Origin of the sequence: Streptomyces fructofermentans (assembly GCF_014651055.1) — a bacterium.
Taxonomy (GTDB): Bacteria; Actinomycetota; Actinomycetes; order Streptomycetales; family Streptomycetaceae; genus Streptomyces; species Streptomyces fructofermentans.
The window spans coordinates 251050-276838 of record NZ_BMWD01000003.1 but is presented as its reverse complement, the minus strand read 5'-3'; the positions used below and the strand labels follow the sequence as shown (position 1 = coordinate 276838).

Here is a 25789-nt window from a genome sequence, read left to right as displayed (position 1 = left end):
GCCGACAAGAAGCAGCCAAAGTGCCCCGCCTTTTTGAGCCGTTTAAGGCATTTACGGGGCCCGACTTGCCCTGAATCTTCGGGAATCCTTCACATATTTCCGATCGGTCGTGCCCGGAATTCTCGTCGGATTGACCTGTTGCAGACGGCAGTTGGACAGATACATTCAGCCGCGGTCGACGCGTTCCGGCGCACACCCCCAACCGTTGGGGGGTGAGGTCTGACCCGGATCCGCGAAGTGTGGATCTGTGCAAGGGCCAGTAATAGGGGAGTTAGGCATGGCTCAGGGCACCGTCAAGTGGTTCAACGCGGAGAAGGGGTACGGCTTCATCGCGGTCGACGGTGGTGCGGATGTATTCGTCCACTACAGCGCGATTCAGATGGACGGCTACCGCACCCTGGAAGAGGGCCAGCGGGTCGATTTCGAGATCTCGCAGGGTCAGAAGGGGCCGCAGGCGGACATGGTCCGACTGGCGACCGGCTGAAGCACGCGCCGACTTACTGCAGCGACGTTCTTCTTCCGAAGGGCTCGCACCCCACCGGGTGCGGGCCCTTCGGCATGACCGCGTGTCCGCAGGCCCGCACGCCCGCGCGCGCTCCCGCTCCTCCGGCCGGCGCCCGCACCCTTGCCTGTCTCCGCGCCTGCGCCTGCGCTCGCGTCCGTTTCCGTGCCCGTGCCCGTGCCCGTGTCCGTGCCCGCGCCTGTGTCCGCGCTCGCGCTCGCGTACTTGTCCGAGCGCTGTCATCGGTTCCCGGGCCCGTGCCCGGGAACTCGCGCGGCTCGGTACCCCCGCGGTTCCGGGGTTCCGCGCCCCGCGTCTCCCCGGAGCCCCCTTCCGCACCCCGGCTCCCACCTGCGGATCACCCCGAGCCGCTTGCACTCGCATGGGTCGAGTGCTAATCATTGGCGTTAGCACTCTGAAGGTGAGAGTGACAACGAGGACCGGGTCGGTGAGGCCCGCAGGCCGGGTGGGGCAAGGAACCACGAGGCAGGCAGGCCGTCCGTCGCGGGCGCCAGCGCGGTCCGGAGAAATCCACCCCCTGTCCGGGAGGACCACTTCACATGGCCAAGATCATCGCGTTCGACGAGGAGGCACGGCGCGGTCTCGAGCGCGGGATGAACCAGCTCGCCGACGCCGTCAAGGTCACCCTCGGCCCCAAGGGCCGCAACGTCGTCCTCGAGAAGAAGTGGGGCGCGCCCACGATCACCAACGATGGTGTCTCCATCGCCAAGGAGATCGAGCTCGAGGACCCGTACGAGAAGATCGGCGCCGAGCTGGTCAAGGAAGTCGCCAAGAAGACGGACGACGTCGCCGGTGACGGAACGACCACCGCGACCGTTCTCGCCCAGGCGCTGGTCCGCGAGGGCCTTCGCAACGTCGCCGCCGGCGCCAACCCGATGGCTCTGAAGCGCGGTATCGAGAAGGCCGTCGAGGCCGTCTCCGGTGCCCTGCTCGAGCAGGCGAAGGATGTCGAGACCAAGGAGCAGATCGCTTCGACGGCCTCCATCTCCGCCGCCGACACCCAGATCGGCGAGCTCATCGCCGAGGCGATGGACAAGGTCGGCAAGGAAGGCGTCATCACCGTCGAGGAGTCCCAGACCTTCGGTCTGGAGCTGGAACTCACCGAGGGCATGCGCTTCGACAAGGGCTACATCTCGGCGTACTTCGCCACCGACATGGAGCGTATGGAGGCCGTCCTCGACGACCCGTACATCCTGATCGCGAACTCCAAGATCGCGAACGTCAAGGACCTGCTCCCGCTCCTCGAGAAGGTCATGCAGGGCGGCAAGCCGCTGCTGATCATCGCCGAGGACGTCGAGGGCGAGGCGCTGTCGACCCTGGTCGTCAACAAGATCCGTGGCACCTTCAAGTCCGTCGCCGTCAAGGCCCCGGGCTTCGGTGACCGCCGCAAGGCCATGCTCGGCGACATCGCCATCCTCACGGGCGGCGAGGTCATCTCCGAGGAGGTCGGCCTCAAGCTGGAGAACGCGGGTCTGGACCTGCTGGGCCGCGCCCGCAAGGTCGTCATCACCAAGGACGAGACCACGATCGTCGACGGCTCCGGCTCCGCCGACCAGGTCGCCGGCCGGGTCAACCAGATCCGTGCCGAGATCGAGAACTCGGACTCGGACTACGACCGCGAGAAGCTCCAGGAGCGCCTGGCGAAGCTGGCCGGCGGCGTGGCCGTCATCAAGGCCGGTGCCGCCACCGAGGTCGAGCTCAAGGAGCGCAAGCACCGCATCGAGGACGCCGTTCGCAACGCGAAGGCGGCCGTCGAGGAGGGCATCGTCGCCGGTGGCGGCGTGGCCCTGCTCCAGGCTTCCTCGGTCTTCGAGAAGCTCGAGCTCACCGGTGACGAGGCGACCGGCGCCAACGCCGTGAAGCTCGCGCTGGAGGCCCCGCTCAAGCAGATCGCCGTCAACGGTGGTCTCGAGGGTGGCGTCATCGTCGAGAAGGTGCGCAACCTGCCCGTCGGCCACGGCCTGAACGCCGCGACCGGTGAGTACGTCGACATGATCGCCGAAGGCATCATCGACCCGGCGAAGGTCACGCGCTCCGCCCTGCAGAACGCCGCCTCCATCGCCGCGCTGTTCCTCACCACCGAGGCCGTCATCGCCGACAAGCCGGAGAAGGCGTCCGCGCCGGCCGGCGGCGGCATGCCGGGCGGTGACATGGACTTCTGATCCCCTGCGGATCGGCGGTTCGTCGCAGTACGCGACCGAGGGCGGCACCCCACTCCCAGGGGTGCCGCCCTCGGGCATGTCCGGGGCCGGGCCGGCCGGACGGGAGTGGTCCGGATCACGGACCGCCGGCCCGAGTGGCCCGGATCACAGAAGTGGGCGGGGGAGGGCGCGGTCATGGGGCGGAGGTCTGGGTTAGCGTCGGAGCACGGTCAATGCATGTGCACATACCAGTTGGCATGCGCGGCCGAGGATGTCCCACCGCCGACCCGAGGAGCCCCCCACGTGACCGCCACCGCCTCCGCCTCCCGCACCGCCCGCCTCCTGTCCCGGCCGGTCCGGATCAACGGCCTGACCGTTCCGAACCGCATCGTGATGGCGCCGATGACCCGGCAGTTCTCGCCGGGCGGCGTCCCCGGCGAGGACGTGGTGTCGTACTACGCCCGCCGGGCCGCCGCGGGCGTCGGCCTGATCGTCACCGAGGGCACCTACGTGGGCCACGAGTCGGCGGGGCAGAGCGACCGCATCCCGCGCTTCCACGGCACGGAGCAGCTCGCCGGATGGGCCGCGGTCGCCGACGCGGTGCACGCGGCCGGGGGCACGATCATGCCGCAGCTGTGGCACATAGGCATGGTGCGGTCCGCCGGGCAGCCGCCGTACGCCGACGCCCCCGCGGTCGGACCGTCCGGGCTGCGGCTCGACGGCACCGAGGGCCTCGGCAGGGCGATGACGCGGTCCGACCTCGACGACGTGATCGCCGCGTTCGCCGAGGCCGCCGCCGCGGCCGAGCGGATCGGCTTCGACGGGGTCGAGCTGCACGGCGCGCACGGCTACCTGATCGACCAGTTCCTGTGGGCGGGCACCAACCGCCGCACGGACGCGTACGGCGGGGACCTCGTCGCGCGGACGCGGTTCGCGGCGGAGACGGTCGCCGCGGTACGGGCCGCGGTCTCGCCGGAGTTCCCCGTCGTCCTGCGCTACTCGCAGTGGAAGCAGGAGGTGTACGGGGCGCGCCTGGCGGAGAGTCCGCAGGAGCTGGAGGCCCTGCTGGTGCCGCTGGCCGAGGCCGGGGTGGACGCCTTCCACGCCTCCACCCGCCGTTACTGGCGTCCCGAGTTCGACGGCTCGGACCTCAACCTCGCGGGCTGGACGAAGAAGCTCACCGGCAGGCCCGCGATCACCGTGGGCTCGGTCGGTCTGGACGGCGACTTCGTCAAGGCGTTCCAGGGCGAGGGCGCTCCGCTCAAGGGGATCGACGACCTGCTGGACCGGCTCGAGGCCGAGGAGTTCGACCTGGTGGCCGTCGGTCGCGCGCTGCTCCAGGACCCGCAGTGGGCGGCGAAGGTGCTCGGCGAGCGCTTCGACGAGCTGTCGGCGTACGACCCGGCGGCGCTGCGCTCCCTGAGCTGACCGGCGACCCGGTCCGGCTCGACCCGCTCCCTGAGCCGGGCCGGTCCGGGCACCGGCGGTGCGGTGATGGTGCGGCGGGGCGGGCGCCGCGCCCCGGACGTCCCGCCCGGACTACAGGTTTCCCATGGGCTCGATGTCGACCTTCACGGGTGTGCCCCAGATGCGCAGCACCTCGTAGTCCGTGAACTCGTGGACCAGCCGGTAGGCCATGCCCGCCCGCGGGCCCCGGCGCTGAGCGGCGAGGTACAGCTCGGCGTCCTGCTTGTCGCGCCGGGGCGTGCCGCACAGCTGCCAGATCTGGCCCGTCCACATCTCGGGCAGCCATCGCTGCTGGGGCTGCGGGCGGTCGGCCCGGACACCGTACCGGGACCCGGCGCGCTGCCCGCTCCCGTCGGCGGCGTCGGGGCGCCCCTGCGGGAACGAGTCGTTGACCTTGGACCTGCGGGCGACGCGGCGGCGCGTCTCGCAGAGCAGGCACCGGTCGGGGGCGTCCTCGTCGACGGGGCCCGTGGGGTGCTCCGGGCAGCGCGTGGTGGGCGCGGCGGTGGTGACGGTCTCCTCCAGCAGGTCCAGGGCCCGCTTGAGGTCCGCCTTCACCTCGTGCAGCTTCGCGTCGGGCGTGTCGGAGGACAGCGCGTCCCCGTGCTCCCCCAGCACCCGCAGGGCGCGGCCCAGGGCGGTCGATTGCGCGTGGTTCACGGTGGCTCGTATCCCTTCACTGTTCGGCCCACCCAGCGTCCCATGCGGCACCGACAGTCCGGTCCGGCCCGTCCGGCCCGTCCGGCCGGACCGCTGGTCGGCGGGTCCGTCGGTCCGGGCGCGCCCGCCGGTCCACGGGTCCGTCGGCCCGCCCGTCCGTCGGACCCGTGCGCGCGCCGGGAGTCCGGGCGCCGAGGCCGAGGGAGTACCGGCCCGCTCGGTCCGCGCACCCGCCGAGCGGGCCCGTCGGTCTGACTGCCGGTCCGCCGGCGGTCCGTCAGCGGGGGGCCGCCGCCAGCGCGGCTCGCAGGTGGCCGCCGCTCTCCTCCAGAAGGCGGGCCGCGGTGGGGCCGTCGAGGCCGCCCAGGAGGACGAGGATCGCGTTCTTCACCTCGCCGTCCGTCGCGGCGAGCGCCGTCTCGACCTCCTCGTCGGAGGCCCCCGTGGCGAGCGAGACGATCCGGCGGGAACGGGCCCTCAGCTTCTCGTTGGAGGCGCGGACGTCGACCATCAGGTTCCCGTACGTCTTGCCCAGCCGGATCATCGTGATCGTCGAGATCATGTTGAGTACGAGCTTCTGGGCCGTGCCCGCCTTCAGACGGGTGGAGCCGGTGAGCAGTTCGGGGCCCACGACGACCTCGATGCCGTGGTCGGCCGCCGCCGCGAGCGCGCTGCCGGCGTTGCACGACAGGCCCACGGTGAGGGCGCCGAGCCCGCGGGCGTGCTCCACGGCGCCGATCGCGTAGGGGGTGCGGCCCGAGGCGGAGACACCGACCACCGTGTCGGCCGCCGTGAGCTTCAGGGCGGAGAGGTCCGCGACGGCCAGGTCCGCGGAGTCCTCCGCGCCCTCGACCGACGTCGTCATCGCCGACGGGCCGCCCGCGACCAGGCCGACCACCACGGAGGGGTCCGTGTTGAAGGTGGGCGGGCACTCGGACGCGTCGAGCACGCCGAGGCGTCCGGCGGTGCCGGCGCCCGCGTAGACGAGGCGGCCGCCCGCGGCCATCCGTTCCGCGATCGCGTCGATCGCGGCGGCGATCGACGGGAGCTGCGCGGCGACGGCCGCGGGGACGCCCGCGTCCTCGCCGTTCATGAGCCGCGCGATCTCCGGGGTGGGCAGCCGGTCGATCCCGGAGAGCTCGGGCCGGAAGGCCTCGGTGGTCAGTGTGTCCAATTCGGCCCGCAGGTCGCGGTGACCGGAGGTTCCGGACCGCGCTGCCGGACCGGCGGAAGGCCCTGTGGAGGGGGCGGCGGAAGGACCGGCTGAGGGACCGGCGGCGGAGGAGTCGGTCGCGTCGGCGCTTGAGGTCATGTACGACGGCTCTTTCTGGGACTGGGCGGTCGGTCGCCGGGCGTGCGGTTCCGGGCGGGCGCGCTGTCGGGCCGTGTCCGCCCTAGCGCTGGGTGCTGCGCGGACTGTGCCGGTGCGCCAGCGCCTCGTACGAGGCGGACAGCGCGGGGGCCGCGGTCTCGTACGTCCGCTGGGCCACACCGACGAACAGGCAGTCCACGACGAGGAGCTGACTCGTACGGGAGGACATCGCGGCCGGCCGGAGCTCGCTCTCGCGGGCCGTGGACGTCGTGAGCACGTGGTCCGCGTACTGGGTGACGGGGCTGTTGGGGCGGCCGGTGATCGCGACCGTCGTGGCCCCGTGCTCGAAGGCGACCCGCAGCGGCTCGATGACGTCACCCGTCGATCCCGAGTGCGTGATCGAGACGGCCACGTCCTTGGCGCGGAGCTGGACCGCGTTGGTGACGGCCAGGTGCGGGTCGCTGTGAGCGTGGGCTATGAGTCCGATGCGCAGCAGCTTCTGCGTGAGGTCCTGGGCGACCAGTCCGGAGGCGCCGACGCCGTACACGTCGATGCGGCGGGCGGCGGCGAGGGCGCCGACCGCGGCCCCGAGCTGGACCGTGTCCAGTCCGGCCGCGGTGTCGGCGAGCGTCTGCTGCTCGTCGTACGCGAGCTTGGCGACCACGTCGGCGATGGGGTCGTCCACCGCGATGTCCGCCGTCACCGCGGGGGCGCGGCCGGACTGCTGGTGGGCGGCGAGTCCGGCCAGCGCGAGGCGGAGGTCCCGGTAGCCGGGGTAGCCGAGCAGGCGGGCCGTGCGCACCACGGTCGCCTCGCTGGTGCCGGTCAGCTCGGCGAGGCCGGTGACCGTGAGGGCCGCGCAGCCCGCCGGGTCGCCCGCGACGGCTTCGGCGACCCGCTGCATGGACCGGGTCATCGACGGGGCGAGGGTGCGCACCTTCGCCGCGAGGGCGGCGGGGGCGGGCGGGTTGTCGCCGGCGAAAATTTCCTTCACTTCATGGGTCACATGTGAAAGATATTTTCGGGCGGGTGAGGGGTCAAGGGCGGGCCGCCCCCGCGGGGCCCTGGTGCCCGAGGGGGCGGAGCACAATGGAGGGTATGGACGCCTCACCCTCCCCGCAACCCGTAAGCCCCCTGGAGCAGGCGCTGCACGCGGCCCGTGCGCTGGTGCTCTCCGATCTCGCTTCGGGGGAGGTCGCGGAGGCCGACGTCGTGTCGATGGTCGAGGAGTCGGTCGCGCAGCGCCGGTGGTGGGTGGAGCAGTGGCCCGACGGCACGGAATACGTGGCGGGCCTGGTGGCCCAGGACGTGCAGGACGCGCTGCTGGAGCGGTACGGGCGGTGGCCGCTGTGCCCGGTCTGCGGTACGGGCGATCCCCATGCCCTGGAGGTGGAGCCGGAGTTGGGGCCCGACCCGCACTGGGTGTGCCACCAGGCCGGGGTGAAGGTGGCACCGGTCGGCGCGCTCGGCGCGGCGGCGGGCGGCTCCGGTGGGGCGCCCTCGTCGTGACCGTGTACATCGACCCGCCCGACTGGCCGGGGCACGGCCGGATGTGGTCGCACCTCGTCAGCGACCTCTCGTACGACGAACTCCACCTGTTCGCGGCCTCGCTGGGCGTGCCGCGCCGGGCCTTCGAGCGGGACCACTACGACATCCCCTCGCACCGGTACGAGGACGCCGTGCGGGCGGGCGCGGTGCAGGTGCGCAGCCGCGAGGTGGTGCGGCTGCTGCACTCCGCCGGACTGCGCAGGCCCAAGGGGCGTGCGGAGCCCGCCGGTCCGTGACCCGCGGGCCGTCCTCAGCCTCGCAGCTCGTACACGTGGTTCTCCTCGTTCCCGCCGGACAGGGTGAAGCCGGCACGGGTGACCACCGCCCGGGAGGGGGAGTTGTCCCGGTCCACCGTCGCGATGAGCGACGTGACGTCCTCGCGGGCCAGGGCCCAGGCGGACAGGGCGTTCAGGGCCTCGGTGGCGTAGCCGCTGCCGCGGGCCGCCTCCGCGAGGTCGTAGCCGACCTCGGCGCGGCCCTCGTCGTCCGGGGCGCCGTGGAATCCCATGCCGCCGACCGCGCGGCCGTCCTCGCGGCGCACCAGGACGAAGACGCCGAACTCGGGGCGGTGCACCCCCGCCTCGTACGCCTTGACCAGCATGCCCGCGGCGTCCCGCGTCCCCTCGAACGGGCCGCCCCCGATCCACTCGAAGCCGCCGGTCCCGCCGGTGTTCAGGTCGGCGGCGGCCGCGGGGGTGACGCCCTGGAGCGTGAGCCGCTCCGCCGGGACGACGAGGTTGTTGCTCCAGCGCCAGTCGTCCTGGGGCGCGCGGTCCGGGAGGTCGCCCCGGCCGGTGGCCCACAGCAGGGTCCGCCAGTGTCCGGGGCCGGGCCGCACGTGCGGGAAGATCCGGGTGAGCACGTCCTCGCAGAGCTCGGCCGGAGGCTCGTACGACAGCCCCAGGCCCTCGGCGATGTCGTGCGTGTGCAGCAGCACCTCGGCGACCCCCATCGCGGCGAAGCCCTCGCGGTTCGCGCTGCGGAAGGGGTACGGGTGGAAGGCGCGCGCCTCGCGCGGGGCTGCGCGGACGGCGGCGGCGAGCAGGGCGCCGGTCGCCTCGACGACGTCCAGCACGTCGGCGGGGCCCTCGCAGTCCTCGAAGGTGATGTCGAACGGTACGTACCGGTCGGCGGGGCGCCCCGCGAGCTGGGCCGCGTAGGCGATCAGGTCCGAGGCGATGTGCTCGGCCGTCCGGCGGCAACTCCATTCGAGACGGCCCGCGTCGACCTCCCAGTCGCGCCCCTCCGCCGCCCGCAGCGGCACGAGCGCCCCCGCCACGGCCTGCTCCACCTGATCCCCGCCCATGTCTCGCATGGCCGCGAGGATAGGTGATCAGTTCGTGGAACGAAACGCATTAATCGGTTCGTCGGACGTCTCGACGGTGGCACCCAGGACCACCCGGGACGACGCGCGCCGGTGCAGGCGCAGCGAGACCGCCGTCGCCGCGGCCGCCCCCACCATGAGGGCCGCCCCGGCCCACGCCGGGGACGCGTAGCCGAGCCCCGCGTCGATGACCAGGCCGCCCAGCCAGGGGCCGCCCGTGTTGCCGAGGTTGAAGGCGGCCGTGGTGGTGGCGCCCGCCAGCGTGGGGGCCTGCCCGGCGACGTTGAACATCCGGGCGTTCAGGGCCGGGGCCGTGTAGAAGGCGGAGACGCCGAGCAGGAAGGACAGGGCGACGGCGGCGATCGCGTACCGGCCGAGCAGCGCCAGCGCGAGGAGCAGGACGGTGGAGGCCGCGATGCCGCTGAGCAGCACCCCGAACAGGTGCGCGTCGGCGATCCGGCCGCCGACCGTGGTGCCGACGAGCGCGCCGACGCCGAACAGGCCGAGCACCGCGGGAACCCAGCTCCTGTCGAGACCGGCCACGTCCGTGAGCAGGGGCGCGAGGTAGCTGAACGCGCAGAAGACGCCGCCCGCGGCGAACGCGATCAGTGAGATGGAGAGCCAGACCTGCCGGTCCCGGTAGATGCGGATCTCCCGCGCGAGACGGGGCTTCTCCGCGGGGAGCGGGATGCGCGGGATCAGCGTGGCCACTCCGACGAGCGCGATCGCCGAGGCGGCGCCGACCGCCCAGAACGCCGACCGCCAGCCCAGGCTCTCGCCCAGGAAGGCGCCCGCAGGCACCCCGAGCACGTTCGCGATCGACAGGCCGCCGATCATGACGGCGAGAGCGCGGGCCCGCGCGTTCACCGGCACCATCGCGACGGCCACAGCGGCGCCGACCGCCCAGAACCCGGCGCAGGCCAGCGCGCTCACCACGCGGGAGGCGAAGAGCACCGCGTAGTTCGGGGCCAGGGCGCCCGCGATCTGGCCCAGCCCGAACACGGCGATGAGCGAGATCAGAGTCGTGCGCCTGGGCAGCCGCAGCGTGGCCACGGCCAGCAGGGGCGCGCCCACCACCATGCCGATCGCGAAGGCCGATATGAGCAGGCCCGCCCGCGGGATCGACACGTCCATGTCGTCGGCGACGGCCGGCAGCAGCCCGGACAGCATGAACTCGCTGGTGCCGAGCGCGAAGACGGAGAGCCCGAGCACGTAGACGGCCAGGGGCATGCGGGTGCGCTGCGGGACGGGCATGTCAGGTGCCAACCGCGCGCACGGCGGCGCCATTCCGCCGGGGGCCGCTCATCGCGCCGTCCCGGCGAGCTCGGCCGCCAGATTGCGCCGTGCCGGGCCCTCCCACTCGCGCTCCCCGTACGGGGTACGGAACAGCCGGGGCAGGTCGGCCAGCGAGCGCAGCACCGCCGCGCGCCCCTCGCGGAAGGCGTCCGGCGGCACGAAGGCGTACTCCTCGCGGACGGCGGCCGCGTAGGCGGCGTACGCGGCCGGGGGTGCAGCGAGGATCGCGAGGTCCGCGTCGCACAGGACCTGGCCGTTCGCGTCCTCGTCGCCCGGCGCGTGCGTCACGGTCAGGCGGACCAGCCGGGCGACCTCGGCCGTCGCGGCGGGGGTGAGTCCGGCCTCGGGCAGGGCGCGCTCGGCGAGCCGTGCGGAGCGCTCCTCGTTCTCGGAGCGGTCGGGGAGGTAGACCGCGTCGTGGAACCACGCCGCGAGGCGGACCAGGTCCGGGTCGTCCGCGTACCGCTCCAGTACGTCGACCCGGTCCAGGACCGCGGCGAGGTGGTCGGTCGTGTGGTAGCGGCGCTGCGGCTCCGACCAGCGGGCCAGCAGGTCGTCGGCGTACGGCGCGGGGTCCGGGGCGCCGGTCCCGCGGGCGCGTTCGAGGGTGTCGTGCCAGCGGGTGCGCAGGGCGTCGAGGTCGGCCATGGGGGCCATTCTCCGCCTGTCCCCTGTCGATGCTCCGCCGCCCGTCCTAGCGTGGGCCCATGACTGCTGCCGAGACGCACGACGTACGGGACCCGGAACTGCCGGGGAAGCTGCTGGCCGCCGAGCGGGACGCGCTGCTGCCGCTCCTGAGAGGGCGGCCCGAGGAGGACTTCGCGGTCAGGTCCTGCTGCCCGGGGTGGACCGTGCGGCACGTCGTCGCGCACTGCTCGACCGTCCTGGCGCGGGTGGTGGAGAAACGGTACGAGGACGGCGTGTTCGGTCCGGCGGTCAACGCCCGGGACATCGCCGAGCGGGACGGCTGGTCCACCGCGGACATCCTCGACGAACTGGAGCGGGGCATGACCGGGGCGGGCCCGGTGATCGCCGCGGCCGGAGGTGCGCTGGACGGGGTCGGGCTGGGGGAGTGGGTGCATGCCGGGGACGTGCGGGACGCGTGGGGCGAGCCCGGGGCGTACGCGGGTCCCCACGCGGGGCTCGCCCTGGACCTGCTGGCGCGGATCACCCGGGAGCGGGGCTTCGTCGCCCTGCACGCCGACCTGGACGACGTGGACGAGCCCCTGCTGCTGGGCGCGCCGTCCGGCGAGCGGCCGCCCGCCCGGTACCTGGGCGGCACGGCGACCCTCGTACGCCTCTTCGCGGGGCGGCCGCTGACGGCGACCCGGTACGAACTGGCGGGTGCGGCCGAGGCCGAACTCAACCTCTACGGCTGACCGCGGTCGCCGCGAGTGGCCCCGGGCCGTGCCGGACACCGGCAGGGCCCGGGGCCGAGCCCTGTCCCGCCCCCCTTCCGGCTCCTCGCCGCGCCTCCCGTCCCGCCCGGCGCCACCGCCGCGCGCCCTCGGTCCTGCCCCGTACCGCGCTGTCCCGTTCCGTCCCCCGGACCCGTCCCGTTCCGTCCCCCGGACCCGTCCCGTTCCGTCCCCCGGACCCGTCCCCTTCCGTCCGCCGGGCCCGCTGGTCCTCCCTCCGGAACCCGTCGTCCCGCCGCCCGCCGCCCCCGCCGGGGACGGAAGGTGACGCACCGGATGCGAATCGTGATACCCGTGGCTGTCGATCGTTCTGCGCGTAGGCTGTCGATTGGACTAGACCTGTAGTCGCCGACGGAAGAGGTCCTATGAGCAAGCGTGCAGTCCTGGAGGTGATCGCCCTCGACGCCGAGGACGCGGTCGCCGCCGAGGCCGGAGGCGCGGACCGGCTGGAGCTGGTCACCGACATGGCCGCCGACGGACTCACCCCGCCGGTCGAGACCTTCGCCGGGATCAGGGCCGCCGTCGGCATCCCGCTGCGCGTGATGCTGCGTCTGGCGGACGGCTTCGCCGCCGGGGACGTCCGGCTGCTCGTGCGGACGGCGCGCGAACTGCGGGCCGCGGGGGCCGACGAGTTCGTGCTCGGGTTCCTGGACGGGACGGGCGAGCCCGACCTGGTCGCGCTGGAGGCGGTGCTCGCCGAACTGGACGGCTGCCGCTGGACGTTCCACCGCGCGATCGACCGGGCCGCGGACCGTGACGCGTCGCGCAAGCGGCTCTCCGACCTGCCCGGCCTGGACACGTACCTCACCGCGGGCTCGGCGGCCGGTGTGGACGAGGGCCTGCCGACACTGCTCGCGGAGGCGGCCAGGCGCGGCGAACCCGGCTACGAGCCGCGGCTCCTCGTGGGCGGCGGGCTCCGCCTCGACCACCTGCCGCGGCTGAGGGCGGCCGGTGTCGACGCCTTCCACATCGGCGGAGCGGCCCGCCCCGGCGGCTGGCACGGGCCGGTCTCGGCGCAGGCCGTGCGCGAGTGGCGGGCCGCCGTGGACGCCTCCTGAGAGCCGTCCCGTGATCCCCGGCGCACGCACGGCGGCGGCTTCGGCACCCCGCAGCGCCGCCGGTGCCGGACCGCCCGGACCCACCCGGCACGAGGGCGGCCCTCCACCGTGCGGCGCCCCGCGTCCGGCGCCGCGCGCCGGGCCGTCGGGGATGCAGGGGATGCAGGGGACCGGGCGGGCCGCCGCAGGGCCGGGTGCCCCGCACGGTGCGCCCGGTCGGCGCTACCGGACGGCGGCCGCCTCGGAGAGCTGGGCCGGCAGGGGCGCCGCGTGCGTCACGATCAGGCCCGAGACCGCCCGGGTCAGCGCCACGTACAGGCGGCGCAGGCCGGTGCGTTCGTCCGGTTCGCCGTCCACCACGGCCTGCGGCTCGTCCAGCACCACGTAGTCGTACTCCAGGCCCTTGGCCAGGGAGGCGGGCACCAGGGTCAGCCTGGTCGCGAGGGTGGTCTCCTCGCCGGGAGCGAGGTGGGACAGGCCCGCCGCCTCCAGCGCGCCGGCCAGCAGCGGCACGCGCGCGTCGGCCGCGATCAGGCCCACGGACCCCTCGTTGCGCAGCAACTCCTCGCAGGCGGCCACGACATCGGCCGGGCCCCCGGTGCCGGGGGCCGTGGTCCCGGAGGGTCCGGCGGCCTCGCGGACCTCGAAGAACCCCGGGTTCTCGCGGACCGAGGCCACCGGGGTGAGGCCGGGCGCGATGTGGGGCAGGAGCCGCGAGGCGTACGCGATGACGTCCGTCGGCACACGGAAACCCGCCGTCAGCTCCTCCACGACGGCCTCCCGCTTGCCGAGATGGCGAAGGGCCTCCTCCCAGCTCCGGGTCGCCCAGGGCGTCGTGCCCTGCGCCAGGTCGCCGAGCACGGTCGCCGAACCGGTCGTGCAGCGCCGGCCCACCGCCCGGTACTGCATCGGGGAGAGGTCCTGGGCCTCGTCGAGCACCACGTGCCCGAGCGAGTGCGTGCGCTGGACGAGATCCGTGGCCTCGTCGATCAGTACGGCGTCCGCGGCCGACCACGCGGCGGTCTTCGGCGAGCGCCCCGGCCTGGTCCGGAGGATCGTCCGCTGCTCGTCGTCGGTGAGGATCCCCTCGGCGTGCCCGGCCAGGTACTCCGCGTCGGAGAGCAGCCGCAGGACCAGCCGCGCGGGGTCGACGGGCGGCCAGATCGCCTTGACGGCGGCCTTCACCGCCGTGTTCCGGGCGACGGCGTCCTGCACCCGGTCGTCCGGCGCCTCGCCGGAGCGTTCCATCTGCACCAGCACGGTGTGCGCGATCCGCTGCGGGAGGGCCTCGCGGGCCGCGCCGTACCGGATGTCCCGGTCCAGCAACTCCCGGACGATGGACTCCAGTTCATGGGCCGGTACGCGCCAGCGCCGCGAGCCGCGCACGACCACGACGGGCTCGGTCGGCAGGGTCACGTGCGCGCGGACGGCCCGGCGCAGCACCTCGGCCATCCGCGCGTCGCCCTTGACCACCGCGGCCGCCGCGTCGTCCGTGCCGCGGACCTCCACATGCGCGACCAGGTCGTCGACCGTCGCCTGCCGGACGTCCAACTCGCCGAGCGCGGGCAGAACCTGCTCGATGTAGTGCAGGAAGGACGCGTTCGGCCCGATGACCAGGGTGCCGGTGCGGGCGAGCCGGTCGCGGTGGGCGTACAGCAGATACGCGACGCGGTGCAGGCCGACGGCCGTCTTCCCGGTGCCCGGCCCTCCCTGCACGCAGACCGTGCCGCCCAGACCGGACCGTACGATCTCGTCCTGCTCGGGCTGGATCGTCGCCACGATGTCGCGCATCGGGCCCACGCGGGGGCGCTCGATCTCCTGCTGGAGCAGCTTGCTGGTGGCCTCGGCCTCGGCCGGGTCGGAGAGGTGCTCGTCCTCGTACGCCGTGAGGTCGCCGCCCGTGTATCCGAAGCGGCGGCGCAGCGCGACGTCCATGGGGGTCTTCCTCGAGGCCCGGTAGAACGGCTGGGACACGGGCGCGCGCCAGTCGATGACCATGGGGTCGCCGTTCGCGTCGTGCACGTGGCGGCGCCCGATGTAGAAGCGCTCGCCCCGTGCACCCTCGGCCAGGTCGGCGCCCACCGCGTGCAGGTAGTCGAGGCGGCCGAAGAAGAGCGGGGTGTGGGAGAGGTCGGCCAGGGCCTTGATGCGGTCGTCGATCTGCCGGGCGAGGACTTCCGCGTTGACCCAGTTCGCGGTGACGTCCCGGATGTCGAGCGACTCGACGTCCTCGCGCATGGCACGCAGGGCCGCGCGGGAACCGGCGAGATGGGAGCGCTCACGGGAGAGGGGGCCGTCGGACACGGCGGAGTCGGGCGGGGTGGACACGGGTTTGCCTCCGGGAACCTGCGACGTGCTCGGGCCCGATCGGGCCTGCTGGGTGGCGGTGGGCCGGCCGGTTTCCGTCCGGACGGCGGCGCTCCACGACGGGAGGCGGGCAAGAGCGGAGATTGTAGGCGAGCGGCGGGGCCGGGGGCCAACCGATTTCGAACGGTCCGCGCCGCGCGGGCGGCGGTCCCCGCACCCGTCCCCTAGGGGACCGGTGACGCCGGAGCCCTCCCCGCGGGGGACGGCTCGGCCGGGAGTCGTACGGGGGGACCGCCGAGGTCGGGACCCTGGACCGATGTGGCGGGGGCCCCGGCGACGGACCATGGAGACATGAGTGCAGCGACCTTCACCCCGGCCCATGTCCGTCCCGGTCAGCCGTCCGGAGCGACCGCTCTCCAGGGAAGCCACCGGCACCGGCTCGGCGACGTCCTGCGTGCCGTCAAGGTGTTCGCGGGCACGGCCGTCAACGTGGTGCTCCTCGGTGAGTACGGCGAGGAGGCGGGCGTACGCCGTCGGTAGCCGTCGGCGTCGGGAGCCCGCCGGCCGACGGCCGGACGCGCCCCTCCCCGGCCCGACCCCGCCCCGGACCCACCCGAAACCCGACCCGCCGGTCCCGGCCCCGCCCGGCCCCGGACCCGCCGGTCGCGAGCCGCCGGGCCCCGAGCCGTCCGGTCCCTCACGGCAGTCCGTTCGCCACCGCCCCGCCGGGCCCGCCCCGCGCTCCCGCCCGGTCGAGTGGGCGCACCCCGCCTCCCGAGTGCGCGCGCCGGTGTCCCCGCGCCAGTACGCGAGCCCCGGCCCTCCCGAGTGCACGCCCCGGTGTCATCGCCCGGTCCCGCAGGCCCCGCAGCTCCACCTGCGTGTGCCGTGCCGGGTCGCGCCGGTCAGCTCTCCGTCAGGAGCTCGTCCGCGTCCACGATCCGGTACGCGTAGCCCTGCTCCGCCAGGAAGCGCTGCCGGTGGGCCGCGAAGTCCTGGTCGATCGTGTCGCGGGCCACGACCGAGTAGAAGTGGGCCTGGTGGCCGTCGGCCTTCGGGCGCAGCACCCGGCCGAGGCGCTGGGCCTCCTCCTGGCGCGAGCCGAAGGTGCCCGAGACCTGGATCGCGACCGTGGCCTCCGGCAGGTCGATGGAGAAGTTCGCCACCTTGGAGACCACCAGGACGCTGATCTCGCCCTGCCGGAACGACTCGAAGAGCTTCTCGCGCTGCGAGTTCGGCGTCTCGCCCTTGATGACCGGCGCGTCCAGGTGCTCGCCCAGTTCGTCGAGCTGGTCGATGTACTGGCCGATCACGAGGATCTGCTGCCCCTGGAACTTCCGTACGAGCGCCTCGGTGACCTTCCGCTTGGTCGCCGTCGTCGCGCAGAAGCGGTACTTCTCCTCGGTCTCCGCCGTCGCGTAGGCGAGCCGCTCGGACTCGGTGAGGTTCACCCGCACCTCGACGCAGTCGGCCGGCGCGATGTAGCCCTGCGCCTCGATCTCCTTCCAGGGAGCGTCGAAGCGCTTCGGGCCGATCAGCGAGAAGACGTCGGACTCCCGGCCGTCCTCGCGCACCAGCGTGGCCGTCAGACCGAGCCGCCGCCGGGCCTGGAGGTCGGCCGTGAACTTGAAGACGGGCGCGGGCAGCAGGTGCACCTCGTCGTAGACGATCAGGCCCCAGTCCCGCGAGTCGAACAGCTCCAGGTGCGGGTACACACCCTTCCGCCGCGTCGTCAGCACCTGGTACGTCGCGATGGTGACCGGACGGATCTCCTTGCGCGTACCGCTGTACTCGCCGATCTCCTCCTCGGTCAGCGAGGTCCGCTTCACCAGTTCGTGCTTCCACTGGCGGGCCGAGACTGTGTTGGTGACGAGGATGAGGGTGGTGGCCTTGGCCTCGGCCATCGCGCCGGCGCCGACGAGTGTCTTGCCCGCGCCGCAGGGCAGGACCACGACCCCGGACCCGCCGTGCCAGAAGTTCTCCACGGCCTGCCTCTGGTACGGCCGCAGCGCCCAGCCGTCCTCGGCCAGCCCGATGGGATGCGCCTCGCCGTCCACGTAGCCGGCGAGGTCCTCGGCGGGCCAGCCCAGCTTCAGCAGCGTCTGCTTGATCTGGCCGCGCTCCGAGGGGTGCACGGCCACCGTGTCGGCGTCGATCCGCGCCCCGACGAGCGGGGCGATCCGCTTCGAGCGCAGGATCTCCTCCAGCACCGGCCGGTCCGTGGTGGTGAGCACCAGGCCGTGCGCGGGGTGCTTGGACAGCGTGAGCCGCCCGTAGCGGTCCATCGTCTCGGCGATGTCGACCAGCAGCGCGTGCGGCACCGGGTACCGGCTGTAGAGCACGAGCGCGTCCACGACCTGCTCGGCGTCGTGCCCGGCTGCGCGCGCGTTCCACAGACCCAGGGGCGTCACCCGGTAGGTGTGGATGTGCTCCGGTGCCCGCTCCAGCTCGGCGAAGGGCGCGATGGCGCGGCGGCACTCGCCGGCCAGCTCGTGGTCGACTTCCAGGAGCAGGGTCTTGTCGGACTGGACGATGAGTGGACCATTCACGCGTGCGTCCCCTTCTGCACAGCTGTGCGGTGTGCACGGCCAAACGTCCAGTGTGCCTGATCGCGGGACCCCGCAGCGGTGAACGGGCCGCGCCCCCCGGCGCCCGGGGGAGACCCGGCCGGAGCGGGCCCGGTCAGGCGGGATCGTCGGCCAGCTCCGCGACGCCCGTGATCCGGTGCAGGGGATACGTCCGGACCTCGTCGGCCGTGTGGTCGTACGCCGTGACGAAGCCGCCCTCCACACGGATCGGCGCGATGACCCGCTGGCTGGCCGAGCCCTCGGCGTTGACGTAACCGATCCAGAGGGTGCCGCCGGTGAGGACGGCGGCCTGCACGGTGGCCAGCGTCTCGGCGGAGCTCGTGCGCGGCAGCGCCCCGTTGCCGGCCGGTGCCGAGGACGCCTTGTGCGGGGCCGTGGAGGCAAGGTCACCGGCGCGGATCGCGCGGATCGCGGCGCCCAGCAGCGTGCCGTCCGGCGCCGGCGGGCCGTCGGGGACCGGCTCGGGGGCCGTACGCGGCGGTGTGCGGTGGGCGTGCGCGCGGGTGATCAGCACATCGCCCTCGGCGGACTCGGCGGCCGGTGCGAACCCCATCGCGCGCAGCCCTTCGAGGAGCGCGGCGGGGTCGGCCTGGGCGGCCAGCACCGTCGGCGCCAGGCGGCGCAGGCGCAGGCCGGCCGACCGCTTGTCGGCGAGGATCTCGTTGAGGAGCGAGTCGTCGTCGCAGCGCACGTACGCGGAGGCCGCGCCGATCCGCAGATGGCCGTGCCTGCGGGCCACGTCGTCGATCAGGTAGGCGAGCGGCTGCGGCACCGGCGTACGCGAGTGCGCGGCGAGGAACGCGTGCAGGTCCGACGCCGAGCGTCCCGCGTCCAGGGCCCGTCGCACGGACCCCGGCGTGAAGCGGTAGACCGTCGCGCCGCCCTTGGACTCCACGTCCGCGAGGACACCCAGCGTGTCCGCCAGCGGGCGTTCCAGCGGACCGGGGGCGACCGCCGTCAGGTCCGCCTGGAGCAGCACGTGGTCGAGCGGCTCGGGCAGGAACGGGGCGAGCAGACGGCCGGCCCGCACGGCGTCCGCTGCCGCCTCGGCGGGCGTCCTGGGCTCCGCGGGGGGCGGCGGCGCGTGGTGGCGGTGCGGGACGGGGAGCTTGTCGCCCGGCCCCTCGGGCGCGCCGGGGCCGGACGGGGGCTCCGCCGCGATGCCGAGCAGGGCCCGGCCGTGGGCCGACAGCGCCCCCCGGCCGGTGACGCCCAGGTACTCCGCCTCGGCCAGCGTCCACCCGGCCAGCCTGGACCGCAGGTCGTCCGAGGAGGCCGCGCCGCGCAGGGCGCGCTCCCATCGGAGGCGGGCGACGATGGAGTCGGGGGAGGCGGAGGTGCCCTCGGGAAGCGCGCCGAGGAGTGCCAGTACGCGGTGGCGGACCTCGGGAGCCGCCGAGCGGTCCAGTCCGGGGCCCAGCGCCGACAGGGTGCGCTCCTTGCTGTCGCGGCCGCCGACCAGCCCCGCGGTGCGCGTGGCGCCCAGCCAGGCCGTGGCCAGCCGGGTCCAGCGCTCGGCGGCGGGCAGCTCCAGCCACTCGTCGTGGGCCGGGGTCGCCGCGTACCGCTCGTCGGTCTCCCCGTCCGAGGCCAGCAGGCCCGCCGCGTAGGCGAGTTCGACCCAGAACGCGGCGACCGGCTCCGGCAGGTCCAGGGCCACCGCCGTGCGCTTCAGGTCCCGCACGCTCAGGCCGCCCGCGCGCAGCACGGTCGGGCCGCCCTCGTCCCAGTCCTTGAGGAGTTCCTCGACGGTGGCGAGAGCGGTGTACGCCTGACCGCCCGCGGCGGCGTCGACGACCTGCGGACGGTGGACGGAGGCGGGTTCGACGGCCGGCGGCAGCGGCTCTGTCGTCCGGTGCGCACGCCCCGCGCGCAGGTGCAGGGCGGCCTCGCGGGGCAGGACCACGGTGCCGGGCGCGGTCGGCAGCAGCAGCCCGCGGTCCAGGAGCCAGCGCAGCCGGGGCGCGGGATCGGCGTTCACCTGCCCGTACGGCGGCCCCCAGACCAGCCGGGACAGGACGTCCAGCGCGTCGGGCGGCGCCGTGTCGAGCAGGGCGGCCATCCGGACGCGGTCCGTGAACAGGTCGGTCAGGGCCGCCACCGCCGACACCGCGTCGTGGGTGGTGGGCAGCCCGGCGGCCGTCAGGAGCTCCTGGACGCGGCCGGGCGACATGCCGGCGGTGGCTTCGGCGACCGTCGGGCCGAGACCCGTCGGCGAGGGGTGCTGGGGCACGGGCGCCAGCAGTTCGCGGGCCGTGCGGACCAGCCGGAGCCGGTCGTCGGGACCCCAGACCAGGGCCTGTTCGCGCAGCACCGCCAGCGCGCCGGGGAAGGCCCGGACGACCGCGGGATCGCCCTCGTCCCCGGCCAGCAGGGCGAGGAGCGTGCCGTACGGGGCCGGTTCGGGGGCCACGGCCAGCGCCTCCGCCGTCTGGAGGGCGAACCGGTCGAGCCGCTCCAGCGCGCGGACCACCGAGGCGCGGGTGCCGGCCCGGGTGGCGAGCTGGGTGAGGTCGGTGGGTACCGGGGTGACGAGGTCGGGCCGGGCCCGCAGGAGCGCGGCCAGGGAGGCGTCGTCGCGCGCCCGCAGGTCCTCCGCGAGCGAACGCGGGTGGGCTCCCGAGGCGCCGGTGGCCGCCGCGGGATCCTCGGGTGACTGCTCCTGGACGCTCATCCGATCCACGGTAGCGGGTGGTTCCCCGCCACCGGCCCTCTCGGTGCGAGCCGGAACCGTCCCCGGGGCCGCCGCGGGTGCCCGGCGCGATACCGTCGGTCGCGCGGGGATTTGCAACACGGGCGCCCCGGAGGGGACTTCGTGGGGATCGAGAGCGACCAGCTCGTATTCGACTATCTGAGCCGGGTGGGCGACCTGGCCCAGCAGCGGCAGCTGCCGTCCGGCACCCGGATGCGGCTCGTGTCGGAGCTGCGGGGCGAGATCGACCGGCGGCGGGCGAGGACGGCGGCCGACAGCCCGGCCGCGGTCCGCCGCATCCTGGACCGGCTCGGCAGCCCCGAGACGGTGGTCCTGGAGGCGGGCCGCGACGGGGCCGGCGGCGCGGAACACGACCGGCGGGCCCGGTCCGGCGCCGCCCTGCCCCCGCAGCGGGACAAGGAGCCCGCGCCCCGGTCCGGCCTGCTGCGCCGCGCCGTCCCGAAGCCGCGCCCCGCTGAGCCGGAGACGCCCGCGGAGTCCGGCGGGGCGCCCTCCCCGCCGCACCTCGCCGGTACGGACGAACTCGGGTCGTCCCAGACCGACTGGTGGCGGGTGGAGCGCAGCCCCTTCGGGACGACGGACGCCGTGCCGGGCTTCGTGGGCGGCGTGGAGATCCCCGAGCTGCTCCGGCCGCCGCCGGAGGAGCCGGACGGGAACGGGCCGGGGACCGCGCCGAAGGCGCCGGCGGCCGGGGCGAGGCCCGCGGTGCCCGTCGTCGAGCAGGACGGGCCCGTCGATCCCGGCAGGCGCCGCGGCCGGTTCCTTCCGCGGCTGAGGCCCGTCGGCGGCGGCTGGTCCAACCCGCTCCTGCTGCTGGCCGCCGCGCTCCTGGTGGCCGGCGCGGTCGTCGGCAACCTCGTCCTGCTCGGCCTCGGCTGGCTCATCGCCTACCTGTCGCGGCGGCTCAGCCCCACCGAGTCGAAGTGGGCGGTGCTCGGCGTTCCCGGGCTGGTCGCCGCCGCCGGTGTCACCTGGCTGTGGGGCCGTGCGGAGGGCCGCTGGGGCGCGCCCGTCGCGGAGGGCGCGATGAGCGACGCGGTCGCGGAGACCTGGCCGTGGGTGCTCAGGGGCGCCGCCGTCGCCTCCGCGCTGTACCTGGTGTGGAGGTCGCAGCGGCCGAGGTAGGGCGCGGGACTCCCGTCGATCACGGTCCGGCCCGGCGGGCAGAATGACCCGTATGACTTCGCTCCCGCCGACCGTCGGCTTCGACCTCGACATGACCCTGATCGACTCCCGGCCCGGCATCCGGGCCTGCTACCGGGAGCTGTCCGCGAGGACGGGCACGTACATAGACGCCGACCTGGTCGTGACACGGCTCGGGCCGCCCCTCACGGAGGAGCTGGCCAACTGGTTCCCGGCCGAGGAGGTCGAGGCCGTGGCGGCCGTCTACCGGGAGATGTACCCCTCCCACGCCATCGTCCCCACGCCGGCGATGTCCGGCGCGCGCGAGGCGCTGGCGGCGGTGCGTGCCGTCGGCGGGCGGGCGATCGTCGTCACCGCCAAGTACGAGCCGAGCGCCAGGCTCCACCTCGACCACCTGGGCATCGAGGCCGACGCCCTGGTCGGCGACCTGTGGGCCGAGGGCAAGGCGGAGGCGCTGCGGGCGCACGGGGCGGACGTGTACGTGGGCGACCACACCGGGGACGTGCGCGGCGCGCGTACGGCGGGCGCGCTGTCCGTGGCGGTGGCCACCGGACCCTGCGACGAGCGGGAACTGCGCGCGGCGGGCGCGGACGTGGTGCTCGCCGACCTCACGGAGTTCCCCGCGTGGCTGGCGGGCCACCGGGAGCGGGCGTCCGGAGCCCGGCCGGGCGTCTGACGGGGCCCCGCGGGAGGGGAGCCCCGGCGGCGGGCCGGGTCAGCCGCTCTGCGCCCCGCGGGCGTGGCGGCGTCCCGCGGCGATCGACCGCAGCACCCCCGCCCCTGCGATCAGGAATCCGACACCCATGAGCATGCTCAGGCCGAACATGTAGGTCGGGAAGGGCGTCGTCCCGAGCAGCATCGGGGCCACGGTGACCAGTGTGGCCAGGGCGCCGAGGAAGAAGACGATCGCACCGGCACGGATCAGGCCGTCCCCGGTGGCGGGGGAATTCGCTTGGGTTTCGTCACGCACCCCCTCAGCGTAGTTCCCGGCGGGGCGGGACGGTCCGGCGCCGCCTCCGGAGGCGGGTGCCGGGCGCCGGTGGGGTTGCGGGGTGCCGGGCGTCCGGGAGGCGCGGGGCGCGTGGGCCCGGCACCCCGGTGCGTGGGCCCGGCGTCCCGGTGCCTGCCGGACGACGGGACGGCGGGGAAGGCCCGGGGTGCGGCGTGCGCCCCGGCGCCTGGCAGGACGGCGGCACGGCGGGGCAGGTCCGGTCAGTACCGCGTGCGCACGGGGCGGGTCGGCGCGGACGCTCCCGCGGGGCGGTGCCCGGCCGGGGCGCCGGGAAACGGGTGGAAACGGCTGCCCGCCGGGCGAATACGGCGGAGAGCGCTCCGAAGTCCCTTGCGGGAAACCGGACAAGGGCATTTCTCGGATGCCGCCCGTGCGGAAAGCCGGGAAAGCCGGTAAAGCCGCGGAAACCCGGGCGGGCCGCGGGCGATTCCCGCCGCGTCCGGCGCTTCGCTGGCGCATCGGAACACCCCGGCAGCCAACTCGCGGGTAGACACGGCGGCGTTGGCGGCGCGGCGGAGGCGCCGGCGGCCCCCGGAGCCTGCCGTGCCAGGCGCGTCCGGGACCTCGACCGGCCGTCCCTGCAGACACTTTGAGCCCACTCCCCATCAGGGGTGGGCCTTCTCCGTTTTCTCAGGTGAACGAGTGGGGAGAGCCCCGGTAGGCTGGTTCAAACGGTTGGCCTTGTGTAGCGGAAGTGGGTGTGTGCTTTGCCGACTGGCAAGGTCAAGTGGTTCAACAGCGAGAAGGGCTTCGGCTTTCTCTCCCGTGACGACGGCGGCGACGTCTTCGTCCATTCCTCGGTCCTGCCCGCCGGAGTCGAAGCTCTCAAGCCGGGCCAGCGCGTGGAGTTCGGAGTGGTCGCCGGTCAGCGCGGCGACCAGGCCCTCTCCGTGACGATCCTGGACCCCACGCCCTCCGTCGCGGCCGCACAGCGCCGCAAGCCGGACGAACTGGCCTCCATCGTCCAGGACCTGACGACCCTCCTGGAGAACATCACGCCCATGCTGGAGAAGGGCCGCTACCCGGACAAGGCGTCCGGGAAGCAGATCGCCGGCCTGCTCCGTGCCGTCGCCGACCAGTTGGACGTCTGACCGGGCGGGCACGCGCGGACGCGCCCGGACCGGGGGCACCGGCAGCGGTGGCCCCCGGCCGGCACGGGCACACCGCGCGAGGTCTCAGGGGAAGGCCAGCGCGTCCGGGGCGAGCGCGGGGACCAGCCCCTCCGCCGCCGCGCGGGCGAGCAGTCCGCGGACCGCGGCGTAGCCGTCCTCGCCGAGGTCGGCCGTGAACTCGTTGACGTACAGGCCGATGTGCTGGTCGGCCACCGCGGGGTCCATCTCCTGGGCGTGGTCGAGGACGTAGGCGCGCGACGCCGACGGGTCGTCCCAGGCCGCGCGGACCGAGGCGCGGGCGGCGGAGGCCAGCCCGCGCAGCGCCTCGGCGCCCAGGGACCGCTTGGCGATGATCGCGCCGAGCGGGATGGGCAGCCCGGTGGTGGCCTCCCAGTGCTCGCCCATGTCGGCCAGCTTGTGCAGTCCGTAGTCGCGGTAGGTGAAGCGGGCCTCGTGGATGACGAGTCCCGCGTCCACCTTCCCGTCCCGTACGGCGGGCATGATCTCGTGGAACGGCAGCACGACGACCTCGCCGACCCCGCCCGGCACGGTGTCCGCGGCCCACAGCCTGAACAGCAGGTACGCCGTCGACCGCTCGCTCGGCACGGCGACCGTGCGCCCGGTGAGGTCGGTGCCCGGCTCCCGGGTGAGGACCAGCGGGCCGCAGCCGCGCCCGAGAGCGCCCCCGCAGGGCAGCAGCGCGTACTCGTCGAGCACGTACGGCAGCACGGCGTACGAGACCTTCAGGACGTCGAACTCACCGCGTTCGGCCATGCCGTTGGTGATGTCGATGTCCGCGAACGTCACGTCCAGCGCGGGCGCGCCGGCGATGCGGCCGTGCGCCCAGGCGTCGAAGACGAAGGTGTCGTTCGGGCAGGGGGAGTAGGCGATCTTCAGCGGGTCAGTGGGTGCGGTCATGTCGGTTCCAACTCTCCAGTACGGGTGCCAGCTTCCCGAACGCCCCGGTGAGTACGGCGAGGGCCTCGCCGATCCGCCAGGCGGCGCGGTCGCGGGGGCCGACGGGGTTGGACACGGCACGGACCTCCAGTACGGGCACGCCGTGCGCGGCGGCGGCCTCCGCGACCCCGAAGCCCTCCATCGCCTCCACGAGCGCCTCCGGATGCCGCCTGCGCAGTTCGGCGGCGCGCCCGGCGCTGCCGGTCACGGTGCTGACGGTGAGGACGGCCCCGGTGAGCGCTCCCGTGGCGGCCGCGGCCTCCCGTACGAGTGACGCGGGCGGGACGTGCGTGACGACCCCGAACCCCAGTTCGGTGACCGGGACGAAGCCGTCGGCGGTCTCGGCGCCGAGGTCCGCGGCGGTGATCCGGTCGGCCACCACGAGCGAGCCGACCGGCGCGTCGGGCGGGAACCCGCCGCCGATCCCGGCGCAGACGACCAGGTCGTACGGGGCTCCGCCGAGCGAGGCGGCGGCGAGCGCGGCACCCGCCGAGGCGGCCGCGGCGGCGGGACCCACCCCCGCGGCGAGCAGGTCGGCCGCGAAGGGGCCGTCCCCGGAGCGCGCCGGACCCGGCGCGCCGGGCAGCGCCACACTCCGCAGGACCACGCCGGGGGCCACGCGCTCGCGCGCCGGCGCCGGGAAGGCCGCGGCCACCGCGTCCCGCTCGGCGGGGACCGCGGTGGCTACGAGGACGCGCATTCGGGACCGACCGCCCGGCTCAGGCGTCGGCGTTCTCGAGCTTGAAGTTCCACACGCCCCGGTACGCGCCGGCCTTGTCCTGCTGGACGACGCTGATGTAGATCGTCTTCGGGGCGGCCTGGCCCTGCTGGTCGGCGAAGAGGTCGACGCCCTCGAAGGCGTAGTACGTCTTCTTGAACGGGGACGTGACCTGCTGGCCGTTGAGCCACAGGGCCCAGCCCTCGTCCGCGATCTCCGGGTCGACACCGATCCGCAGCGTCTCGCCCTGCGGGACGCTGATCGTGTCGGAGGCCTTCTTGAGGGCGCACTTCGTCGCTTCCTCGCGGCTGATCTTCTCGCCGTCGTTGTAGCACTCGGCCTCGGTGCTGACCGAGTGCGAACCGACCGTGACGGTGGCCATCGGCGTCGGCTTGTCACAGGCGGACAGGACGAGAAGTCCGGCGGAAACGGCGCCGGCGGCGGCGACGGCGCGGCGGCGGCGCGCAAGGGGACGCTGGGAGCTCATGCCCG

General features: G+C 74.5%; 24 protein-coding genes. 11 read left to right on the top strand and 13 right to left on the bottom strand.

Annotated elements, in window-relative coordinates; translation table 11 throughout:
• Positions 1 to 277: 277 nt before the first annotated feature.
• The 3 genes from IE265_RS06135 to IE265_RS06125 all read left to right on the top strand — a co-directional run bounded on the left by IE265_RS06135 (position 278) and on the right by IE265_RS06125 (position 4092).
• Complete coding sequence (locus IE265_RS06135) at positions 278 to 484, top strand: cold-shock protein (RefSeq protein WP_007493268.1); 207 nt, start codon at positions 278 to 280, stop codon at positions 482 to 484.
• A gap of 578 nt (positions 485 to 1062) precedes the next feature.
• The gene (gene groL / locus IE265_RS06130; protein ID WP_190034318.1) at positions 1063 to 2685 is read left to right on the top strand and encodes a chaperonin GroEL; all 1623 of its coding nucleotides are present in this window, start codon (positions 1063 to 1065) and stop codon (positions 2683 to 2685) included.
• A gap of 282 nt (positions 2686 to 2967) precedes the next feature.
• A complete protein-coding gene (locus IE265_RS06125; RefSeq protein ID WP_229916057.1) occupies positions 2968 to 4092 on the top strand; it encodes an NADH:flavin oxidoreductase in 1125 nt (374 codons plus the stop codon).
• Between the two features lie 111 nt (positions 4093 to 4203).
• Here the strand turns inward: IE265_RS06125 and IE265_RS06120 are convergent, their stop codons facing one another.
• From IE265_RS06120 to IE265_RS06110, 3 genes are all read right to left on the bottom strand, one after another.
• The gene (locus tag IE265_RS06120; RefSeq protein ID WP_190034316.1) at positions 4204 to 4791 is read right to left on the bottom strand and encodes a hypothetical protein; all 588 of its coding nucleotides are present in this window, start codon (positions 4789 to 4791) and stop codon (positions 4204 to 4206) included.
• A gap of 277 nt (positions 4792 to 5068) precedes the next feature.
• Positions 5069 to 6103 carry an N-acetylmuramic acid 6-phosphate etherase gene (gene murQ / locus IE265_RS06115; RefSeq protein WP_190034315.1) on the bottom strand — a complete coding sequence of 345 codons (1035 nt, stop codon included), beginning with the start codon at positions 6101 to 6103 and terminating at the stop codon, positions 5069 to 5071.
• Between the two features lie 82 nt (positions 6104 to 6185).
• The gene (locus IE265_RS06110; protein WP_190034314.1) at positions 6186 to 7109 is read right to left on the bottom strand and encodes a MurR/RpiR family transcriptional regulator; all 924 of its coding nucleotides are present in this window, start codon (positions 7107 to 7109) and stop codon (positions 6186 to 6188) included.
• Positions 7110 to 7201: 92 nt separating this feature from the next.
• On the opposite strand from IE265_RS06110, the gene IE265_RS06105 reads away from it, so the two are divergent.
• Together IE265_RS06105 and IE265_RS06100 are read left to right on the top strand one after the other, a co-directional pair.
• Complete coding sequence (locus tag IE265_RS06105; RefSeq protein ID WP_190034313.1) at positions 7202 to 7612, top strand: DUF8819 family protein; 411 nt, start codon at positions 7202 to 7204, stop codon at positions 7610 to 7612.
• Complete coding sequence (locus IE265_RS06100) at positions 7609 to 7887, top strand: DUF4031 domain-containing protein (protein ID WP_190034312.1); 279 nt, start codon at positions 7609 to 7611, stop codon at positions 7885 to 7887. Before IE265_RS06105 ends, IE265_RS06100 begins: the two co-directional genes overlap by 4 nt.
• 14 nt (positions 7888 to 7901) lie before the next feature.
• On the opposite strand, the gene IE265_RS06095 is transcribed toward IE265_RS06100, so the two are convergent.
• The 3 genes from IE265_RS06095 to IE265_RS06085 form a co-directional block, all read right to left on the bottom strand.
• Positions 7902 to 8966 carry a GNAT family N-acetyltransferase gene (locus IE265_RS06095; RefSeq protein WP_190034311.1) on the bottom strand — a complete coding sequence of 355 codons (1065 nt, stop codon included), beginning with the start codon at positions 8964 to 8966 and terminating at the stop codon, positions 7902 to 7904.
• 18 nt (positions 8967 to 8984) lie between these two features.
• Complete coding sequence (locus IE265_RS06090; protein WP_190034465.1) at positions 8985 to 10205, bottom strand: Cmx/CmrA family chloramphenicol efflux MFS transporter; 1221 nt, start codon at positions 10203 to 10205, stop codon at positions 8985 to 8987.
• A 72-nt stretch (positions 10206 to 10277) separates the two neighbouring features.
• On the bottom strand, positions 10278 to 10919 hold the full coding sequence (locus IE265_RS06085) for an HD domain-containing protein (protein ID WP_190034310.1): 642 nt from the start codon (positions 10917 to 10919) through the stop codon (positions 10278 to 10280).
• A 59-nt stretch (positions 10920 to 10978) separates the two neighbouring features.
• On the opposite strand from IE265_RS06085, the gene IE265_RS06080 reads away from it, so the two are divergent.
• Together IE265_RS06080 and IE265_RS06075 are read left to right on the top strand one after the other, a co-directional pair.
• Positions 10979 to 11650: a maleylpyruvate isomerase family mycothiol-dependent enzyme gene (locus IE265_RS06080; protein ID WP_190034309.1), complete on the top strand. Its 672-nt coding sequence runs from the start codon at positions 10979 to 10981 to the stop codon at positions 11648 to 11650.
• A 404-nt stretch (positions 11651 to 12054) separates the two neighbouring features.
• On the top strand, positions 12055 to 12747 hold the full coding sequence (locus IE265_RS06075; RefSeq protein WP_190034308.1) for a copper homeostasis protein CutC: 693 nt from the start codon (positions 12055 to 12057) through the stop codon (positions 12745 to 12747).
• Positions 12748 to 12969: 222 nt separating this feature from the next.
• On the opposite strand, the gene IE265_RS06070 is transcribed toward IE265_RS06075, so the two are convergent.
• Entirely contained in the window at positions 12970 to 15075 is a 2106-nt protein-coding gene (locus IE265_RS06070; RefSeq protein WP_190034307.1) for a HelD family protein, read from the bottom strand.
• 330 nt (positions 15076 to 15405) lie between these two features.
• On the opposite strand from IE265_RS06070, the gene IE265_RS06065 reads away from it, so the two are divergent.
• Complete coding sequence (locus tag IE265_RS06065) at positions 15406 to 15594, top strand: hypothetical protein (protein WP_190034306.1); 189 nt, start codon at positions 15406 to 15408, stop codon at positions 15592 to 15594.
• Between the two features lie 365 nt (positions 15595 to 15959).
• Here IE265_RS06065 and IE265_RS06060 read toward each other — a convergent pair whose 3' ends face one another.
• Together IE265_RS06060 and IE265_RS06055 are read right to left on the bottom strand one after the other, a co-directional pair.
• Complete coding sequence (locus IE265_RS06060) at positions 15960 to 17603, bottom strand: DNA repair helicase XPB (protein WP_190034305.1); 1644 nt, start codon at positions 17601 to 17603, stop codon at positions 15960 to 15962.
• Between the two features lie 133 nt (positions 17604 to 17736).
• A complete protein-coding gene (locus IE265_RS06055) occupies positions 17737 to 20316 on the bottom strand; it encodes a helicase C-terminal domain-containing protein (protein ID WP_190034304.1) in 2580 nt (859 codons plus the stop codon).
• 141 nt (positions 20317 to 20457) lie between these two features.
• Here IE265_RS06055 and IE265_RS06050 point away from each other — a divergent pair, with 141 nt between their 5' ends.
• Both IE265_RS06050 and IE265_RS06045 read left to right on the top strand, forming a co-directional pair.
• Positions 20458 to 21480 (top strand): hypothetical protein, encoded by a 1023-nt coding sequence (locus IE265_RS06050; RefSeq protein WP_190034303.1) that lies wholly within the window; start codon positions 20458 to 20460, stop codon positions 21478 to 21480.
• A 52-nt stretch (positions 21481 to 21532) separates the two neighbouring features.
• Complete coding sequence (locus tag IE265_RS06045) at positions 21533 to 22174, top strand: HAD family hydrolase (RefSeq protein WP_190034302.1); 642 nt, start codon at positions 21533 to 21535, stop codon at positions 22172 to 22174.
• A 39-nt stretch (positions 22175 to 22213) separates the two neighbouring features.
• Here the strand turns inward: IE265_RS06045 and IE265_RS06040 are convergent, their stop codons facing one another.
• Positions 22214 to 22468: a hypothetical protein gene (locus tag IE265_RS06040; RefSeq protein ID WP_190034301.1), complete on the bottom strand. Its 255-nt coding sequence runs from the start codon at positions 22466 to 22468 to the stop codon at positions 22214 to 22216.
• A gap of 749 nt (positions 22469 to 23217) precedes the next feature.
• Here IE265_RS06040 and IE265_RS39090 point away from each other — a divergent pair.
• Positions 23218 to 23601, top strand: a complete 384-nt coding sequence (locus IE265_RS39090; RefSeq protein ID WP_190034300.1) for a cold-shock protein — start codon at positions 23218 to 23220, stop codon at positions 23599 to 23601.
• Positions 23602 to 23685: 84 nt separating this feature from the next.
• On the opposite strand, the gene IE265_RS06030 is transcribed toward IE265_RS39090, so the two are convergent.
• The 3 genes from IE265_RS06030 to IE265_RS06020 are packed head-to-tail and all read right to left on the bottom strand — an operon-like array spanning position 23686 to position 25784.
• Positions 23686 to 24540 carry a 1,4-dihydroxy-6-naphtoate synthase gene (locus IE265_RS06030; protein ID WP_190034299.1) on the bottom strand — a complete coding sequence of 285 codons (855 nt, stop codon included), beginning with the start codon at positions 24538 to 24540 and terminating at the stop codon, positions 23686 to 23688.
• Positions 24524 to 25279 carry a futalosine hydrolase gene (locus tag IE265_RS06025; RefSeq protein WP_190034298.1) on the bottom strand — a complete coding sequence of 252 codons (756 nt, stop codon included), beginning with the start codon at positions 25277 to 25279 and terminating at the stop codon, positions 24524 to 24526. The genes IE265_RS06030 and IE265_RS06025 overlap by 17 nt, the downstream gene beginning before the upstream one ends.
• Before the next feature lie 19 nt (positions 25280 to 25298).
• Positions 25299 to 25784 (bottom strand): hypothetical protein, encoded by a 486-nt coding sequence (locus IE265_RS06020; protein ID WP_190034297.1) that lies wholly within the window; start codon positions 25782 to 25784, stop codon positions 25299 to 25301.
• Positions 25785 to 25789: the final 5 nt, after the last annotated feature.

Excerpts from the sequence above, each read along its gene's own strand:
- murQ (WP_190034315.1), bottom strand. The coding sequence starts at position 6,103 with ATGACCTCAAGCGCCGACGCGACCGACTCCTCCGCCGCCGGTCCCTCA.
- IE265_RS06135 (WP_007493268.1), top strand. The coding sequence starts at position 278 with ATGGCTCAGGGCACCGTCAAGTGGTTCAACGCGGAGAAGGGGTACGGC.
- IE265_RS06020 (WP_190034297.1), bottom strand. The coding sequence starts at position 25,784 with ATGAGCTCCCAGCGTCCCCTTGCGCGCCGCCGCCGCGCCGTCGCCGCC.
- IE265_RS06055 (WP_190034304.1), bottom strand. The coding sequence starts at position 20,316 with ATGAGCGTCCAGGAGCAGTCACCCGAGGATCCCGCGGCGGCCACCGGC.
- IE265_RS06045 (WP_190034302.1), top strand. The coding sequence starts at position 21,533 with ATGACTTCGCTCCCGCCGACCGTCGGCTTCGACCTCGACATGACCCTG.
- IE265_RS06075 (WP_190034308.1), top strand. The coding sequence starts at position 12,055 with ATGAGCAAGCGTGCAGTCCTGGAGGTGATCGCCCTCGACGCCGAGGAC.
- IE265_RS06025 (WP_190034298.1), bottom strand. The coding sequence starts at position 25,279 with ATGCGCGTCCTCGTAGCCACCGCGGTCCCCGCCGAGCGGGACGCGGTG.
- IE265_RS06105 (WP_190034313.1), top strand. The coding sequence starts at position 7,202 with ATGGACGCCTCACCCTCCCCGCAACCCGTAAGCCCCCTGGAGCAGGCG.
- IE265_RS06085 (WP_190034310.1), bottom strand. The coding sequence starts at position 10,919 with ATGGCCGACCTCGACGCCCTGCGCACCCGCTGGCACGACACCCTCGAA.
- IE265_RS06080 (WP_190034309.1), top strand. The coding sequence starts at position 10,979 with ATGACTGCTGCCGAGACGCACGACGTACGGGACCCGGAACTGCCGGGG.
- IE265_RS06030 (WP_190034299.1), bottom strand. The coding sequence starts at position 24,540 with ATGACCGCACCCACTGACCCGCTGAAGATCGCCTACTCCCCCTGCCCG.
- IE265_RS06090 (WP_190034465.1), bottom strand. The coding sequence starts at position 10,205 with ATGCCCCTGGCCGTCTACGTGCTCGGGCTCTCCGTCTTCGCGCTCGGC.
- IE265_RS06095 (WP_190034311.1), bottom strand. The coding sequence starts at position 8,966 with ATGCGAGACATGGGCGGGGATCAGGTGGAGCAGGCCGTGGCGGGGGCG.
- groL (WP_190034318.1), top strand. The coding sequence starts at position 1,063 with ATGGCCAAGATCATCGCGTTCGACGAGGAGGCACGGCGCGGTCTCGAG.
- IE265_RS06065 (WP_190034306.1), top strand. The coding sequence starts at position 15,406 with ATGAGTGCAGCGACCTTCACCCCGGCCCATGTCCGTCCCGGTCAGCCG.